At 47.5% G+C, this 17,188-nt stretch carries 13 protein-coding genes; 1 reads left to right on the forward strand and 12 read right to left on the reverse strand.

Annotated elements, in window-relative coordinates; all coding sequences use genetic code 11:
* Positions 1 to 55: 55 nt before the first annotated feature.
* The 10 genes from MKX46_RS08355 to MKX46_RS08400 form a co-directional block, all read right to left on the reverse strand.
* The gene (locus tag MKX46_RS08355; protein WP_341071143.1) at positions 56 to 2,707 is read right to left on the reverse strand and encodes a molecular chaperone; all 2,652 of its coding nucleotides are present in this window, start codon (positions 2,705 to 2,707) and stop codon (positions 56 to 58) included.
* A 31-nt stretch (positions 2,708 to 2,738) separates the two neighbouring features.
* Positions 2,739 to 3,428, reverse strand: a complete 690-nt coding sequence (locus MKX46_RS08360; protein WP_134902813.1) for an iron-dependent peroxidase — start codon at positions 3,426 to 3,428, stop codon at positions 2,739 to 2,741.
* Positions 3,425 to 4,744 carry a normocyte-binding protein gene (locus MKX46_RS08365; RefSeq protein ID WP_165149637.1) on the reverse strand — a complete coding sequence of 440 codons (1,320 nt, stop codon included), beginning with the start codon at positions 4,742 to 4,744 and terminating at the stop codon, positions 3,425 to 3,427. The genes MKX46_RS08360 and MKX46_RS08365 overlap by 4 nt, the downstream gene beginning before the upstream one ends.
* A gap of 44 nt (positions 4,745 to 4,788) precedes the next feature.
* Positions 4,789 to 6,666, reverse strand: coding sequence for a serine/threonine protein phosphatase (locus MKX46_RS08370; protein WP_340886183.1), 1,878 nt, complete (start codon positions 6,664 to 6,666; stop codon positions 4,789 to 4,791).
* 22 nt (positions 6,667 to 6,688) lie between these two features.
* Positions 6,689 to 7,519, reverse strand: coding sequence for a PP2C family protein-serine/threonine phosphatase (locus MKX46_RS08375; RefSeq protein ID WP_340886184.1), 831 nt, complete (start codon positions 7,517 to 7,519; stop codon positions 6,689 to 6,691).
* A gap of 35 nt (positions 7,520 to 7,554) precedes the next feature.
* Entirely contained in the window at positions 7,555 to 8,082 is a 528-nt protein-coding gene (locus MKX46_RS08380; RefSeq protein WP_028542470.1) for an FHA domain-containing protein, read from the reverse strand.
* Between the two features lie 67 nt (positions 8,083 to 8,149).
* Positions 8,150 to 8,698: an FHA domain-containing protein gene (locus MKX46_RS08385; protein ID WP_029515681.1), complete on the reverse strand. Its 549-nt coding sequence runs from the start codon at positions 8,696 to 8,698 to the stop codon at positions 8,150 to 8,152.
* Positions 8,699 to 8,730: 32 nt separating this feature from the next.
* Positions 8,731 to 9,180 carry a J domain-containing protein gene (locus tag MKX46_RS08390; RefSeq protein ID WP_029515682.1) on the reverse strand — a complete coding sequence of 150 codons (450 nt, stop codon included), beginning with the start codon at positions 9,178 to 9,180 and terminating at the stop codon, positions 8,731 to 8,733.
* A gap of 130 nt (positions 9,181 to 9,310) precedes the next feature.
* Positions 9,311 to 9,736 carry a hypothetical protein gene (locus tag MKX46_RS08395; protein WP_013311475.1) on the reverse strand — a complete coding sequence of 142 codons (426 nt, stop codon included), beginning with the start codon at positions 9,734 to 9,736 and terminating at the stop codon, positions 9,311 to 9,313.
* A gap of 119 nt (positions 9,737 to 9,855) precedes the next feature.
* Positions 9,856 to 12,024 (reverse strand): hypothetical protein, encoded by a 2,169-nt coding sequence (locus MKX46_RS08400; RefSeq protein WP_023989860.1) that lies wholly within the window; start codon positions 12,022 to 12,024, stop codon positions 9,856 to 9,858.
* A gap of 639 nt (positions 12,025 to 12,663) precedes the next feature.
* Here MKX46_RS08400 and MKX46_RS08405 point away from each other — a divergent pair.
* Entirely contained in the window at positions 12,664 to 14,751 is a 2,088-nt protein-coding gene (locus tag MKX46_RS08405) for a vWA domain-containing protein (RefSeq protein ID WP_341071144.1), read from the forward strand.
* Positions 14,752 to 14,794: 43 nt separating this feature from the next.
* On the opposite strand, the gene MKX46_RS08410 is transcribed toward MKX46_RS08405, so the two are convergent.
* Together MKX46_RS08410 and MKX46_RS08415 are read right to left on the reverse strand one after the other, a co-directional pair.
* A complete protein-coding gene (locus tag MKX46_RS08410; protein ID WP_029515684.1) occupies positions 14,795 to 15,706 on the reverse strand; it encodes a serine/threonine protein kinase in 912 nt (303 codons plus the stop codon).
* Positions 15,707 to 15,883: 177 nt separating this feature from the next.
* Positions 15,884 to 17,137, reverse strand: a complete 1,254-nt coding sequence (locus MKX46_RS08415; protein ID WP_341071145.1) for an L-lactate MFS transporter — start codon at positions 17,135 to 17,137, stop codon at positions 15,884 to 15,886.
* Positions 17,138 to 17,188: the final 51 nt, after the last annotated feature.

Here is a 17,188-nt window from a genome sequence, read left to right on the forward strand (position 1 = left end):
CCTCCAAGTGTTGTGTACTTTTCTAATTTCAGCATTTTGCAAAACCCTTAATTTACTATTTCGTGCCGTCAAAGAAATCCAGCTCGGAGAGATCATTTTCGAAGGCAAAAAAGCGTTTGGGTCCCAGATGTAGCAATTCATCTCGACGGGTAATCGGGACTACATAAAATCCCCAACGGCTATCCCCGACAAAAACAAAATATTTCGTTTCCTCATTACGGATGGAGTCCGTATCATCCTGTGGGATATCCCGCCCGTACAACACGGCAATTTCCTCATACGGCATGGGTTCAAAAGCTTCCGGCCGACTGCGGTAAACATGGCGCTGACGCAGCTTGCCGCCGTCGGCCGTCAGGAAGAACTCCACCTCAGCCGCATGAGACGGGCGGGAAATAGAACCGCGTACCCGGTTGCTTTCCAAACTCGCAATCAGCTCCTTTTCGCGCCCCGTATGCGTCCATGCGCTGACCGTGTACGGAATAGCCGGAATATGATTGGTAATGACAGGCTCAATCGTGCCCATTTTTTTAGCGTTCAGGTAGCGGATAGCCCCGCGCAGACAGGCCATTTTCAACTCAGGTACCCGGCTGAGGTCCTCTGCCTTTTGACGGAACTCAATACTGCGCCCCGGTACAAATTCCTTGAGTGCTTCGCGAAATACGTCAATCCGGCAGGACTGCCCGGTTAGCTTGATAATCGAATAATCCTGCAAGCGCCCCTCCTGATAAAAATCATCCAGAAACTTGCGCACAATATTGTAGATGTCTGCCTTAAGAAGCTGCTGTATCTCCCGAATGTTAAACACCACATCAGGCAAACCATATTCATCACGAAACCGTCCGTTCTCGATGACTGAAACCAGCCAACGGTCCATCACTGCAATATTCAGGTCGCTTTCAGCAGATAATACCTGCTCGGATTCAAAGCGGCTACGCAAGATTCCCGTACGTAGAAAAAACTCCTTTTTCATATTTTCTGCCGCACTCCACAACAGATGAAAATTACTCAGTACCCGCTGATATTCATCCCGTGTAGCATGCTCATACTGTTTGAACGCGGTAGGCAAGATGGCCTCTGCCTCACGGTAGCGTTCTTCCAGTCCTGCATACACAGCATCTACACCAAACTCATCCACATGACGGTACAAATCTCCCGAAGGAATGCCGATCAGGGCATCAATATCGGTGTCAGGCAAACGAGTCTCGGCAGCATAATAACCTGCAAATACAATTTTCATAAACTGCATAATCCGATACGTCAGATTGTTGCCGCCAAAATTGGTATCCCCGTTTTCATATGTTGTGTGAATGTCCAGCTTATAAGCAATACGCCCGTTCTCAATTCGGAATCGGCAGGAAGACAAATCTGTCGTGCCTCCACCACAATCAATGACAAGTGCCTGATATTCTTCACCATCCGCAAAGGTCCCTCGTTCCATCTGGTCTGCCAGCGTGTTGTACAACACAGCCAACCCTTCGTCCAGCGCATCCTCCGCTTCAATCCGGTAATCAGGCAAAATATCGCTAAACATCTCTATAAACTGGGGCTGTAGCTTGACCGGAGCAGAAAAGTGCAGGTTGCGGAACCGACACTTAAATTGCTGCTCGGCTGTAGCAATCACATAACGGATAAAAGCAGCTAAAATATCATTGCGGGAAGCAGTTGCTGTATTCCCCTCGGAATCCATTAATTCCTCGATTCGCTTATAATCGTTGACCCACCGCTTGATCCCCCGCAATACTGTTGCACGGCTGCCTGCCACGTCAGATCCACGTAGTGCATCCTCCCCAAATACATAAAGGATATGTTCCGGATTGGAGCAGTCTGCGACGCGAATAGCAGTCGGCAATACTTCGATCCAGTCACCCTCTGCCCCTTGTGGGCCGGGGAATGACACATAGTTGATGGCGTTCAGCCTTACCGTGCTGCTCATACCTGTATCAGGAGCCGTAACGTAGGAACTATCTAAATAAGCACCTGCTGTGGTGTTCGAGGTGCCAAAATCAATCGCAAGCACCGCATCTGTTGTTTCCGTGCCCCGAATGATCAGCTCTGCCACAGGAACCCGGTGGCCTTGAAGCTTCAGCGGCAGCATGGGCTTATCTCCATAGTAGAGGTTATAAAAATATTCTGATTCCTGTCTTCGCAGAAACAGCAGGCTATAACTATGATTGGACGTCTCTCGCAGTTCAGCATCACGATGACGAGAAAGATAATATACGCCTGTTCGTGCCTCATCCTTCACCAAATTCAAAACACCGCACAGTTCTCCTGTTGCATTCACCAGCAGCACATTAGATGAGCTCAGCCAAGGCAAATCGGATTCAATCCGGTAGTTGTCCATGCGACCTGTGCGTACACCCTGATACAGCGTGATTTTGGCGGGAACCCGGATACCGCTGCTCTCCTGCCGACGGTCGTTCCAGTTTCGCTGTAGTGCCGATTCCATGCGTTCAAAGCCGCCAGGATTCGGCCTTGTGATGAGTAAATGCTCTTCCGCGCTCCGAAATCGCAAAATCACGCGAATCAACTCTTCACGTGCTAGGCGATTGGCAAAGCCCTCGACCAGTCGTTCCTTATCGCATATTCCGCGTAACTGAAAGGTCGTCATTTGCTCCAATTCCGCCCGCGTGTATTTCGCCGTGAAGCGTATGCTTTTTCGATCGGTGAGCGGGTCTAGCAACCTGTATGTATAGGGTCCGTTCATCGTTCACATGTCCTTTCTTAGCCATTTAGCCTTAATAGAGGGCGATAGCGTCTATTTTCATCGTAGGATCTTCCTCCAAAATGCCGAAATGACTTGTCCAATACAATTCCGTCGTAAAACGTGCCGGAAGAAACAAATCCAGAATCAAATCCACTTTAATCCGTGACAATGGCGTCTCCTCTTGGCCGATATAGATGAGTAGTTCGTCTTTTTCCTCACAATTGGTGTAGATGATTGAGCGATGAAAGACGCGCCGCATCGTTTCTTTTAGCAGATGTACGGCTTCTCCTGTTTCATACAGGCGCAGCAATCCTTCAGCAATCGCGTCCTGATCCTCACGGTTTAATTGTCCAAAGCCTTCCTTTACCTTCGGGCCAAAAATGCCCTCTGCAATATCACGCTGAACAAACCGGATATGGTACTCCCGCCGATTCATCCCTTGATACAAGTCCATTTCCGCCAGAAAATGCATCATAATATCAAATAGCGATTCTCTCAGCTCCAGATACTCTTCAGCATCCGGTGGAAACAGATCCCGAAAAATAGAATAAAAGCGGTAGTACGGATTGATTTCCACTACCTGCTCCAAATGGGAAGTATTCAACTCTGCCAGACTAAGCTCCATATACGGAGAGTAACTGACAGCGGGTACGAAGCGGAATTTATCTACATCCAGCCCCTGTTCCCTCGCGCGCATGAGCAAATCCCAGACGTAATTCACACCCATTCTCCTTCACACTTGTACTCCGGAAAATACATCTGCACTTCCGATACCAGAAAGCTCATTAAATCGGATAAAATATAAGCGGGCGCGGTGGGCAAAACATCGTCAGAACCACGTCTGAACCCCAAACGCATGATCTGCTTGCCTTCCTCTGTCCGTACGTTATCGCTGACAAACGGATTTAACGGATACGTCTGGGTTTTGGTTAAAAGGTTGCTTACATCATTTCTCCCTGCACCTCCCCAGATGTCTACACGTTCCAGCTCAAGCCCCTGCGCTGCTTCAAACGAGTTTACGATGCGCATGATTTCCGCTTTGGCACGGACAATCACGGCCTGTTTTCCTGCATAGCGGCCCAAAAAGCTGTCCTGTCGCCGATTGGACAATAACGGATAAGTCTGACGACTAAGTCTCGTTGTAACAGGCTTCGTAACCTTCAACACATTCCATTCGCCAGACTTATCACGTGGTGTGACAATCGTCAGTTCCTCTTCTGTACGCTTGATATACCGGATATCGCCTTCAGTCCCGTCAATCAAGTAACCATGCTCAGGACCTGTTTTTCGCAAAGGCAGCACATGCTCATAATTCACACGATCCATAGCGGGTATAGGAAAGCCGCTGTTCTTTAGAGATAGCCTTTCAATGTTCCAAAGCGGAAAAACGTCACCCTTCTTAAAACCGTCGAATTCCTCCAATGAAATTGTAATTTCATGAATTTCTTCATGGGCGGCCGGCTCGCCGTTTCCACCAATCAATACACAGTCCACAAACTTATAAGCGTACGGGTGATTAATTGTTTTCCACGGCATGCCATTTTGCATAAACGTGTGATATAACTGCTCAATCTCTAAAATATAAGAACGGTTATGCTCCAGACGAAAACGAATCGGATAATTGCCGGTTTCCGTGACCAACATTCCTGAGAAAATTCGCTTGCTGCGCACCAGTGCTGAGATTCGTTCGGTCTCCATCTCAAGGAAAAGCGTAAACAGCGGCATCGATCCGCCTTCGCGTACCACCTCTGCCACATGGCTGATGTCAATCTGCTTTTCCTCCGTATCCGACGGTAACACAGGGTATAAAAATTCATGAATCGGGTCATAGTCCTCACGCGATGTCAATGACACGTACACATCAATCTTTTCTTCCGTATTCTCAATTTCCTCAAATACCCGCCGTTCTAGCTGGCGGGTCATTTCTTCCTGATATTCGACAAGGTTCATAAATACCCCCGCCATCATATTTTTCAGTAAACGTCTCTGCTCCAAATCGTCCATCTTGCTCAAACGGTCCTGTACCAGCTCTTTCACGACGTCTCACTCCTTTCGGCTCCAGCTTCATTGAACATGAAAACTTAACTTCCATTCGCAGCAGCCCGATCTTGGTTCTCTGAATCAGACGCTCCTTCTGCTTTAGAAGCGGAATCAGCAGTTCCTTGTTCTTTGCTGGTGCCCGCCTTGGCCGAAGAGGCATTTCCATCGCCCGTACCGCTATTTTTTGCCGCTGAAGAGACTTCCTTCTTCGCGGGTGTAGTTCCCGCTGAAGCCGTTGGCGTAGCCTTCGTTTGCGATTCTGCAGCAGGGGTTGCAGCGACGGAAGCTGAAGCATTACTCGCTGCGTCCCCTGCGTCCGTGTCGTTCAACGCTCCGTCAGACAATCCCAATCCAGCAGGAAGCTGACCGTTTTTCTGCTGCTCAGCGCTCTGCTTTTCCTCCGCCTTGGCTATGCTCCGCTCCAATGCCAGAACACTTTCGAGCTTATCGATCTCCTGATAAATTTCCTGTGCCCCGCTATAGGCATCAATGGCTCCTTCATAATCGAGATCCTTCATCATTCGATCCCCTTTAGCCTGAAGCTTGCCAGCTTGAATCTCCTTGAGCTGCTGCTGAATAGCAGTCAATTTATCGTTGGCCTCGGTAATTTTCTTCTCCAGTTCTTTTTGCGCAGACGTATAACCGGATTCCATCGCAGCCTTATTTGCTTTTTTGTACAGCTTGAGTGCATTCGTGTAATCGCCGCCCTGAAATTTCAAATCTCCGTCCTTCATCCAGCTCGCCGTCTCAGCATAGCTGTCCAGTTGGTCGATTTTATGCTCAATATCCTTCACATTGAAAGGCGGGTACAGACCAGCGCTTTTCCGTGCTTTCTCGTAGCTGGCTTCAGCTTTGGTAAAGTCCGCCTTTTCCACGTAGCCGTCTCCGTCCACCAGTAATTGAGATAGTTTCTGCTCGGCTGTATATAGTCGCTTATGAATCTTATCGTTAATTTTAACCGCCGCGTTTTTCGCTTCACTGTAGGACTTGAGTGCCTTCGCATAATCTCCTGCCCTGGCATAATCATCCGCGGCCTGTGCCGATTCGACCATCGTTTCCAGCGCAGCCGCCTTGTTCGCTGCCATACGCGCCAGTGTAATCCATGCTCCCCCGCCCACGATTACAAAGGCGAGCAACGCAATCAAAATCCGTTTGATCAGCTTACGGCGGTTTTTAGGCTTTTCCTGAAAAACTTTATTTACATAAATGGCCGCAGCCGTGTAATTGTTCACCGTCCGGTGCTGTTTGCTTAGCAGAACCTCTTCCAATGTGTCCGTCAGCATGACCGGATCCTTCGCTTCCTCTAGCGCCCCCAGCATTTCCGCCAGCTCAACGTCCTCCCACATCCCGGATGTGGCGAGCAGGATTACATCTCCATCTGCAAGCTGGGTCTTTTTGGCGTAATGGGCATGAACTCCATTCGGATTTCCCAAGTATTCCAGCAGATTACCTCGTTCCTCATGTGTGCTGGTCGCTTCGTCTGGAATGCGTCCATCATCTGCCAATGACTGAGCCAGACTATGATCCTTGCTGCGAAAATTAAGCCTTCCATTGCGAAAATGATATAGCCGCACATTACCGCACGAAACGTACACCATTTTGTTGTAGTTGGTCACTACCATCAGCAGACTGGCTTTGAGCCGAACACGACGGCTTTCAAATTGCAGCCATTCCTGCGCTTCACGCAGATCTCTCATCAAGCGCCGCTTGGACATGGAAGGCTTCTCCATGAAGTTTTCAAGCACCGTTTTGACAACCATTTCTGCGCTGCGCAGCTCCTGATCCGAATCCAGACCGTCTGCGAGGACATAACAGGCCATGTCGTCCGTCTCCATGAATGCAAAATAGTCCCGGTTGTCTATGTAAGAGCCCGCTTCCGACACAAAGGCGGTACTAAAATCGCTGTTGTCCTTGCGCATCGCTACCCCCGTCTTTCTTGTTTCATCCTATCGCCAAAATAAGTACTGTTGCATTATCCTGACTTTTAAAGCCTTTATCATTAATGGCGTCGATCATGGCATCCGCTGTTTCCTGCGGTGTTCCACCCTTGCGCATAATCTCTTCCAATTCAATCTCCGTCAGCGCCTCCTGAATGCCATCGCTGCACAACAGCACATGATCGCCCGAATACAGACGAATCGGTGCACTCCCCAGTTCCATGCTCTCAAAGCCCTCATAGCCCAAGTAGTTGACCAGTTGATTGCGCACTGGACTCGTTTTGGCTTCCTCCGAGGTCATTTGTCCAGCAAGCACTCGTTCCTCCAGCAGTGTTTCTGCTGTATGCTTGGAATTGACTGTTTGGAAATGACCATTACGGTAAATCGTAATCAGGCTGTCACCCACCGCTCCGTAATGCAGCTGATATCCGCACACAATGACCGCAGCCAGCGTCGTTCCTCCACCCTGTCCATTCAAATTTTGCAAAATGCCGCGATTGCTTTGAGTTGCCGCTTCTGCAAAATAGCCGTTCAAATTCGTTGCATCTTCCAGCTTGGCAAATGCCTTTGTAAAAGTCGTCACAGCCAAGGTACTGGACATACGTCCATTGGCCAGTCCACTAATACCGTCTGCGACAACAGCCAGCGTACCGACAGTTGTCGTCATACTGGAGAAATAATCATCCTGCTCGCTCCGGCTCCCGATCGTTTGACCATTTCCGATTTCAATTCCACTTACGGTACGGCTGCCGGAACTTCGCGTCAGTCGTATACGGATCATGAGAAGAACAGCGAATAGTACCGCAGCTCCACTTACAACAAAATAAGGCTGCATATCGTTACCTCCCTGCACCATTGCCCAATTCCATCCTAGTTTTCGTTATCCCACTCAAAATGGGCGCCACACAGCGGGATAAAGATAAATTTGCTGTGTCCCAGCTGAATCACGTCATAGGCAGCCAGCTCTGCTGGTGAATATACCGCCTCGTTATTGTGGTACGCCAAACCCGATGAATCGCCTGGCAGCAAGTAAAAGTTGCGTTTCTTCGGATCATACACAATAACCGCATGATTTCTGCGAGAAATCGTGTTGTCCCCGATAATGCGGACATGCATTTCCTCTGCGCGCCCGATAAAGTTCTTCTCCGCCATAATGCGATAGTCCTGACCCACCTGTGCTCCTTCGATGCATACCAGCCATCCAGTTACCGGATGAATCCCCACCGTCTCACCCAAATACGGCATTGTTTTGTCATTATCTCCCGCGACGTTTGTTTTCGCTGCTGGCTCCGCGCTCTTGGGTGCAGCTATATTTACTACCGTGTTGCAATAAGGACACGTATTTCCGTGCTTTCGTGTACTGAACATGTGTCCGTTCGGGCATCTTGTCAAACTCATAGTCGGTTCCTTCCCCCATTGTCATGATTGTCTTTTCAGCGATCTGAGGATTTTGCAGCATCCTCATCTATTTAACGAGCACCCTTGTATTGGCAATATATAACAAGTCACCTGAGTAAATCCGGTATGGCTCACCGCTTTCCAATTTCTTGGTTACACTTTCGTTGGCAGACCGCAAGCCTGTACCATTACCGGAATCCACATCTTCCACAAACCAGTCGCTGTTCACCCGGTTGAGTACCGCATGTTCCACACTTACCAGGGAGGCATAATCTGTACCTGCCAAATCAATATCCGCCTCCGAACGTGACGTCGTTTTGCCGATTAAGAGCGACGTTTCGCCTTCGATATACCATTCTTTAATGGACTCGCCCTCTTCATCAATCAACACCAGCTTGGCAATCCGCTGACGTTGTGCCCTTGACTTGGCCACAGGTACAACGGACACCAGATTGCGCAGTATGTATACAAGCACGCCGATTCCAATACCTGTCGCGACCACGGTTTTCAAACCGCTGTAGCCTGTACGATTAAACACATAAAAGGCGATCGCCAGCATCAGCCCGAACATGGCAACATCTATGATGAAAACCCATCTGTTCTGCGCCGTTTTCACTGCTTGCTTCCCCCATTTCTATCCTGAAATCATCATTTTTTACGAATACCAAAAAATTGGTTAAACATCGCTGAGGTATCCGTCGGATCACCGGATTTTTTCGTTTTTTTCCCTGGTGAGCCTTCCTTCGTTTTCGGATGAAAACCAAAAAATTGCTCAAAATCAGTTCCTATATCAGCCGGATTGAATCCTTTGGCTGCCGTACGCGCACCGCCGGAAGATGAAGCCCCTCTCCCTCTCTCTTGCTGTTTCCCGCCAGCTCCCTCGGTTTTTCGGATGAGCTCGGCATCGTATGCCTGCCGCAATGCTTCGTCACGCAATGTATTGTAAGCCTCGTGAATCAGCTTAAACTTGCGCGTTGCTTCCTCGCTTCCCTGGTTGGTATCAGGATGATACTTTTTGGCCAGTTTACGGTAAGCCTGCTTAATCTCTGCCTCCGAAGCATCCCGGCTGACACCGAGCAGCTCATAGTAGTTAGTCATTGTGTGATGTTCCCCTCTCCGAAAAAAATAAATATTAAGAGACCCGTAGGCCTCTTAATATTTATCCACCCTGCACTTGTGTGCCGGGTGAGTGTGTGTTTAAGCTGCACTTAACGTGAAGACGTTAAGCTTAAACCGGATATCCGCCGTCGATTGTAGCCAGCTCGGTTTTGTCTTTCTTTTGTTTGATGTAGAGTGTAAATGCACCTACACCTTCTGTGTCGCCGAAGTGCTCGTTGTAGTCTACAACGAAAGCATTCGGGAAGTGGATTTTACGCACAACTTGATCAGCTGCGATAACTTCCAGTGTTACTTTACGGTAGCTGTCTGCTTTTTCAGCAGGAACCAGAGACCACAAAGCCAGTTTCAGCGTGTCATCCGCGCTGTCACCGTCTACTGCTGTGATGATTTTGCCGCTGATGCGCAGCGTGGAGCCTACGTCAGTGGAGCGTGCATTGGAATCGTCCGGTGTATCGGTGTCATAAATAACCGTTTGGATGTTATCCAAGCCCAGCTCAATTGTTTCTTGTCCTTCTACTTTCAATCTGAATCCCATGTGTGTTGCCTCCTTGAAATTAGGTAATATGATGGCGGAAGAAGCAGAGCTTCTTCGCGATTTATGTATAAAGGCGGTTCTAGAAAGAAACGCCTCTAACATCTTTCGTAGGGCTCGGATCATGATTTGACCGAGCTGGTTCCTTTAGTGATCATGACTTCCAGGTTCTTCACATTACCGTTGAAGACCAGGTCGATATGGCACATATTGCTTTTCTCATCAATAATGAAGCTCATATCGTCTCCGTCCTGAATGATCGAGTTAACAGATCCTCTGCTGCTCAGCCACTTGCTCTTCTGACTGCTCGGATTGTTACTGAAGAAGCGGACGATATTTTCGTGTTTGAAGTCCCCTGTCTGGTAGCGCAAAATACGTTCAATGTACGTGCTGACCAGCGTCTTGTAGATGGAGTCAAAACCGTCCTCAGACATCGCCATGCTTCTCGCCTTGTAGACGGTAATCCGGCGGATATCCTTATCCTGGATCTGTGCATTCTCGGACGAGAATACAAAGCCGAAGTTTTTACGGTTGATGGCATCCTTGATCGTGTTGGTGAAACCGGTGATTTCCTTGGCCATCGTCGTCACCGTGCGCAGACTGTTGTCTCCTGCCTCGATATCGAAGCGTACGCCAGGGAAGTTCTTATTGACCGTTTTGAACGTCTCACGCAGGTATTCAGGACACTGATAGGAAGCGACCAAGCCGGCGGCAACGTAGGCTGCACCTACATAAACGCCCTCGATCCACAGCTTGAGAATATCCTCTTTCTCCTTAGAGAGCTGTACACCATCTTCGGTCTGTAGCATTTTGCTGTCGATAATGACACCCGATTTGTCCTTCGGAATAATCGTAAAGTTCGGTACACAAGGAATTGCAAATTCGCTATATTCTCTGCGAACGAGACTAGCGCATTTATCGACATATTTATCAATGCCTGCTGTTGCCATACTGTTGAAAGTCGTTTCTTCACCGGATTCAAAATTAAAGAACATTTGAATTTTGTAATCCTTCACGACTTGCAGCAGCATCGAGAGCGATTCCATTGAATTGCCGCCCTGCTTAACGACCTTCTCGTTGCCCTTGAAGCGTTCACGTGAAACTTTTACCTTACCGGCTGCTTCCAGCTCGACGGATGGAACGATACCGAACCAGATCGTGTCGCTGAATTCATTCTTAGCATTCACCGTGTTCAGGTACGTTTCCAGGCGCGGGATATTGCTGCTTTTTACCAGCATGTCCAGCTTGTTGTTCGCCACCAGCATTGTCGGCAGCATGCCTTTGCTCTTCGTTGCATATTGATCGAAGAACATTTTGACACCGAGAATTTTTTCCACAAGCGGCTTAACCGCCTTTACGAAATCATCCTTGGCATTTTTATAGAACTCCAGATACGTGTTGTAGTTCTGAACCTCAACTGCTGTATCCACCTTGGTCTGAACAGCTGGCAGTGGCACAAACGTGCGAACTACCAAATCCTTCACATAATCAGAAGGCGTATCTGTGATAGAGTTATAATCTTCTTCGAATACTTGAGAGAGATCGCCAGTGCTGTTCTCATCCAACAACATCAGCTCAGTGCTGTCGCTCTTCGGCGCTTCAATAATTTTCAGTTCGCCGCTTTCCCCAATGGAGAGCATGCCCACCTGGATCAGTTCACCGGAGTTTTCCTCTTGCGCGCCACCGAGCAGAAGGCGGGTTTTGATGTCCTCAATTGCCAGTGGAAGCATAGCCATAACGTTGTTGTAGTTTTGACTCGCTTCCTCGAACATGCCATTCAGCTTGTCCCCCATGTCGAGTTTCTTCGGGTCACCATCATCCAGCTTGTCGTATTCACCGTACATATAGTGAATTTCTTTGCGGACTTGGCGAATATCATCCATGACCTTTTTCGGTGAAATCATATCCAGCAGATTTTCAAATTTGAAATCTACATTAGTGATTCCTTGACTCCGCTTGGTATCGATGAGCGTAAACAACATTTTCAGAAAGTCATTACTTTGATTTACACGAATTTCAGAAATGCTATCCTCATCAATTCCTTCTGGCTTTTTAAGGGTGTAGACGACTTTTTGATTGGCCGCGTTAAAAAACGAATACACGGTCGGCGAAAACTTATCCAAAAATTCGTCAAAGCTGCGCACCAGAAGGTGCTGATTAATTTCCTTGATCTTCTCATCGCTCAAGCTGTCAATACCCTTCACATCACCTACTATGGTGATCAGGTCCAGCTTTTCCGGGTTAATCTCTTCAAAAAGCATTGTCCGGTTGGTTTGATAAATGATTTCCATCGCTGTCGGCAAATGAATAAAGTATGAGTTATAGGTCCATTGCTCCATATACGGACACGGGATGTCCAATTTGAAACGGACGAATACTCATTTTTAGTTCTTTTGCCTCCTCCCCCCTACTTAACATTTAAATTCGTCAAAGGATTGAGCTTATACCACATTTACGGTACAGGCATGTAACCTCGAAAATCGGTCCGAAGCGTTATTCGGCTTTTAACGGCAAAGCATGCACATGAGATGTTTTTTCAAAATCAAAAGTCAGATAACACAGAAATTTCAAATTTATGATTTCGTATTCCTAACTTCAATCCCAATTTTTGCCGTTGATACGAGAGCTATCATACAAAGAACCCTTCAGTTTTGTCAATTTCTGTAGTCTCAGATTGAAATAGGGCATTTTGACTCATTTTATGCGTGAATACGTAATTTTCATGATATGTTAGACCTGTTTCTTCAGGGAAATATTCACAAATGGAACTTAATTACCGATAGAAGTCCATTGGATATTTCTGATAAGCGTAAAAGAATCAAATTCATGGCTAATGTGAGGGTTATCAGCTGTTTTGATCCTTTATCCCTTATATCCCAAGGATTAGGAGAGTTGATCCCCCCATGTTGGCCTCGGCGATGGAGGAGCTTATGTTCAGAATAAGGAAACTAGGGATTATCATTTTCATGACTTTTGTACTATTTTTACAAATGGGCTTAAACGGGGTCATTTGCACTGTAAATCAGGCTAATGCAGTATCTTTAGGCGCTGTCCCGATCGAGGGTTATGATGCCGTTTTTGTATTGGATACCAGTTATTCCATGAGGGATACCGATCCTGAGGGCATTGCCGCGGAAGTCATCAATATGTTTATGGATTTGAGTGATGCAGACCGCACACGCGTCGGATTCGTTGCCTACAATCATCACGTGGTCGCCTCGAAACCACTCACTTCGATTGCCGTGGCAGCGCAAAAATCCCAGATCCAGCAGGAAATCAGAACACTTAACCGTTCCGGTTATACGGATTTGGGACTTGGGTTGCGCAAAGGCTCGGAGCTTCTAGCGGCAGGAGCATCCCAAGGGCGTCAGCCTTTTATGATTCTATTGTCAGATGGAGAGACTGATTTTGGTGCCTCCTCTGGTTCCCGATCCAAAGGTGACTCCAATAACGATGTATCCTCTGTCATCAAATCTGCACAGACCAAAGGATATCCGGTGTACACGATTGGTCTGAACCATGATGGCACAGTGAACCGACAAGAACTCGAACGGATCGCTTCTCAAACGGGTGGAGCTTCTTTTATTACGAGTAGTGCCGAGGATCTGCCGGAAATTCTGAACCGTATTTTCGCCAGTCAAATTCGCTCCAAGCTCGTTCCAATTGCTGCAATTACGACCACTGGCGAGATGCAGGAATTAACTGTAACTCTACCTGATTCCAGTATGGAGGAAGCCAATCTGGTGCTTTTGTCGGAGCATCCCCTTCTGGAAACACAGCTATATTCCAATTCAGAAAATGTCCGCAGGTACAAGTCGAGCCGATATGCGATTTTAAAAACCGAGCATCCACAGGCAGGTAAAGTGAAGTTGAAACTACGGGGCATACGCGGAGATTTGGTGAAAATCAATTTACTTGGCAGCTACCGACTGGAAGCCGAAGCAACCATGGGAGGAAAGCAAGCATCGGCCACTCATGGCGACAAGCCTGTGCAGTTGCTGAAAGGTCAAGCCACACCGTTTCAAGCTCAGCTCCTGTTACCCGACAGTCAAAAGCTTACGGATGAAGCCGTATATACGTCTCTCCAAGCCCATATTATTGTTACTCCAAAAGGGGGCACAGCCAAAAAGGTGCCTATGACCTATAAGTCAGGAACCTTCCATACCGAATATGCGTTCCCTCAAACCGGGGATTATACATGGCAGCTATCTCTGGATAGCCCGCAATGGTACCGTAAGGGAACTGTACATAAAGTTCACGCGGCCAATGCAGCGCCACAGGTCTTAAAAGACCTGACGATTCACCTGGTGAAAGAAGACGGTGATTCCCGTCGAAGTGTTTCGGATTTTATTGTTGACCCGAATCATGACAAGCTGAACTATAAGTTGGATTCAGAATCCTCTGGGGATGCGATCCATGCTGAGATTAACGGTAATGATCTGCTGCTATCCGAGCTCCGCACAGGTGACTCTCAGCTAAAGATTACTGCCACCGATCCGGAAGGAGCATCCAGCAGCGCTACACTAACCGTTACCGTACAATCTCGGTATACAGCCATTAAATGGACAGTAGCCATCAGTATCGTGGTAGCCGCTCTTCTGTATTGGTTCTTGCGGCCGAAGCCGCAGTTTGCCGGAAGAATCGAAGGATATTTTCTCGCTACAGCAAGTGGGCAGGAGATTCCCGTAAAATCCTGGCCGCTCACCTCCTTTCCGGGTCGTAAGGTCAGCTTGCAGGAGTTGTTCCGTACGCTTGACGTTCACGAACCGTTGCCAGAAGCGGAACGGATCCTATTTTCCGCAGGTAAAAAAGGGAGCCTGATCGTGAAACATGATACACGCTGTGCCTTACAGCATGGAAAGATCAGATTAGCTCGCAACAAAAAAGCGGTCATGGAGTACAGTGACAAACTGTACATTACATTCGAGGATGGTGTCACTGAAATCGAGCTGCGATACAAAGCGATTAAACCAAATACTTCAGTGTACACCGACCATATCCAAGCTCCGACAGGATAATGTCGGTCACAACGTAAAAAAAGAGAAGCGCCGTCTCTTACGATTAACGAACCGTAAGAGTAGGGCGCTTCCCTTTTTTTATCCAATATTCCGCACGTAGTGCGGCTTTAAACCATCGAAGTGAGCGGCAGCGCTTGTTAGCCTGTACCTCCAGACCACGCCGAATGACATACGGCAGCAGAGAAAGTCCCGCATTTTCAATCTGAATCCGCTCAGCATGATCTGCAAATAATCGGCCTGGCACATCTGGCGGAGGTGTTCCTTTTCGGCAATAATACAGCGTAGCGGCCAAACTATAGATATCCGACACAGGTCCCTGCTGCGAACGATTAGAGTAAAATTCCAGCGGAGAATAGCCCGCCGTGGTGAAAATCGGATGCTCTTTGCCTTCAAAATGCACAGCCGAACCAAAATCAATCAGCTTGACGTTGCCATTTTCCCCAATCATAATGTTGCCCGGCTTAATATCCCGATGAATAATTCCTTTGTCATGAATGTACTCCATGGCATCAATTAAAGGTAGCAGCGTATGGTACAAAAAAGTGGGGTCATACGTTGGCGCAGCCTCTTCTTTCATCATTCGATCCAGTGTCTTGCCTGCACAGTATTCCATGACCAGATAGGCAGTTCCATTTTCCTCAAAGTGATCTATATAACCGACAATTCCCGGGTGACTTAACTCCTTCAACATTTGCCCTTCACGCAAAAAATAATGCATAAACTCCACGTATTTGGATTGCATAGAAGCACCGCAAGTGACCGTTTTTCGATCCATCCCCCGCAAAGCCAGTGCATTCGGAAAAAATTCCTTCACAATGACCTTTTCTCGGTTATCCAACAGCCTTGCCGTATACACGATGGCCAGCTCACTGCGGGACAAGGCGCTTCGAATTTGATATGTATTTCGCAGCTTCGTATTGCGGGCAAGCAGATTCCCGCTTGTATCCACGATCATGACTCGTCCTCCTGTCAGGTTCTTAGCTTATGTCTTTTGTATATATCGGCTTATTACACATCTTTTTATTATACCGTAAAATAGATTATTGGAAAAACAAATAACCTGCCATAATCTCCCACAGAGAAATGATGACAGGTCTTTTGGCATTCATCTGGTCCTTTTTTCTCAAATCCTTTAACCCAGTTTTGTTCCGGGCTTCATGCTACGCACACTGTTCGTATTTTTCTTCCGTTCACTGCGCAGTTTGCCTTTACCTTGTTCTGGAGTGCGAATGGTAAGGGCAATCAGGAACGATACGACGCACAGCACAGCAATTGTGGTAAAGGTCGGGATGAATCCGCCGAGCAAGGCTGCGATAAATGACCCCGCCAGCGCACCAAGGCCAAAGCCTTGATACACAATACCATAGTTTTTACTTTGATTTTTCAGTCCAAAGAAATCAGCTACGATGGCAGGAAAGACTGTAATGTTGCCGCCGAAGCAAAAAGCAATTCCTGCTACACAGGCAAAGAACAAACCATAATTCAGCGGTACCAAACTTAACACTGTAACTGCAACCGCCGTTGTTAATAGAGCACCCGCTACTACTTTCAGACGACCTACTTTATCCGATAGCGCACCTAAAATGATCCGACCTGCCGTATTGAAAATAGCGACCATAGCGACCGCATTCGCGGCTGTTGCTACATCTAGGCCGGCCATCCGTACGCCGATATCTTTGACGACTCCAATCAGGTATAGACCACTCATACAAGCGGTAAAGAACATGACGAACAGCAGGTATGCCTGCTTGGTGCGCAGCATTTCTTTAACGGTGTAGTCCCGCTGTACAACCCCATTTTGTACCGAAGGCTTGTTCACGACTACAGCTTCTTTTACCAGGAAAGAACCACCCACAATCATGATCAGCACGATCATTCCCCAATATAAGAACGCTTGCGATACACCAACGGACTGAATCAACGAACCATTAATATACTTGAATATAAGACTGCCTGTTCCATATGCCCCAACCGAAATACCGGAAATAAGTCCTTTTTTCTCAGGAAACCATTTAATCAGATTAGAAAGTGATGTAATATATGCCGTTCCATCCGCAAAACCTACGACAATACCCGCCAAAATATATAGCAGGGATAACGAAGTTACCTGTGAACTGAGCATGAGCCCTGCTCCTAACACGACACCTGCACACAAAATCAAACGACGTAGTCCCCATTTATCCTGTAGTTTGCCTGCGAATAAGGTAGCAAACGCCAGTGCAAAACTGGTAATTGAAAATGTAATGGCAACCGAACTGAGGTTCCAGCCAAAGCGGTCCACCAACGGTTGATTAAATAAACTCCATGTGTAAATGGTTCCTAATCCCATTTGTACAATTATTGTTCCAAGTACGACAAGCCAACGATTTCCGCTGTTTGTTTTCATTTCAATCTCCTCTTTTCATTCCGGCTCTACAGCGTCAATTTGTGATTATGA

The sequence above is a fragment of the Paenibacillus sp. FSL P4-0113 genome (assembly GCF_038009305.1).
GTDB lineage: Bacteria > Bacillota > Bacilli > Paenibacillales > Paenibacillaceae > Paenibacillus > Paenibacillus polymyxa_D.

What these genes read in the sequence shown, in the direction of transcription:
- MKX46_RS08355 (WP_341071143.1), bottom strand. Translation starts at nt 2,707, where the DNA reads ATGAACGGACCCTATACATACAGGTTGCTAGACCCGCTCACCGATCGA.
- MKX46_RS08410 (WP_029515684.1), bottom strand. Translation starts at nt 15,706, where the DNA reads ATGATCGTGGATACAAGCGGGAATCTGCTTGCCCGCAATACGAAGCTG.
- MKX46_RS08375 (WP_340886184.1), bottom strand. Translation starts at nt 7,519, where the DNA reads ATGCAGCCTTATTTTGTTGTAAGTGGAGCTGCGGTACTATTCGCTGTT.
- MKX46_RS08395 (WP_013311475.1), bottom strand. Translation starts at nt 9,736, where the DNA reads ATGGGATTCAGATTGAAAGTAGAAGGACAAGAAACAATTGAGCTGGGC.
- MKX46_RS08380 (WP_028542470.1), bottom strand. Translation starts at nt 8,082, where the DNA reads ATGAGTTTGACAAGATGCCCGAACGGACACATGTTCAGTACACGAAAG.
- MKX46_RS08405 (WP_341071144.1), top strand. Translation starts at nt 12,664, where the DNA reads ATGTTCAGAATAAGGAAACTAGGGATTATCATTTTCATGACTTTTGTA.
- MKX46_RS08390 (WP_029515682.1), bottom strand. Translation starts at nt 9,180, where the DNA reads ATGACTAACTACTATGAGCTGCTCGGTGTCAGCCGGGATGCTTCGGAG.
- MKX46_RS08415 (WP_341071145.1), bottom strand. Translation starts at nt 17,137, where the DNA reads ATGAAAACAAACAGCGGAAATCGTTGGCTTGTCGTACTTGGAACAATA.
- MKX46_RS08370 (WP_340886183.1), bottom strand. Translation starts at nt 6,666, where the DNA reads ATGCGCAAGGACAACAGCGATTTTAGTACCGCCTTTGTGTCGGAAGCG.
- MKX46_RS08400 (WP_023989860.1), bottom strand. Translation starts at nt 12,024, where the DNA reads ATGGAAATCATTTATCAAACCAACCGGACAATGCTTTTTGAAGAGATT.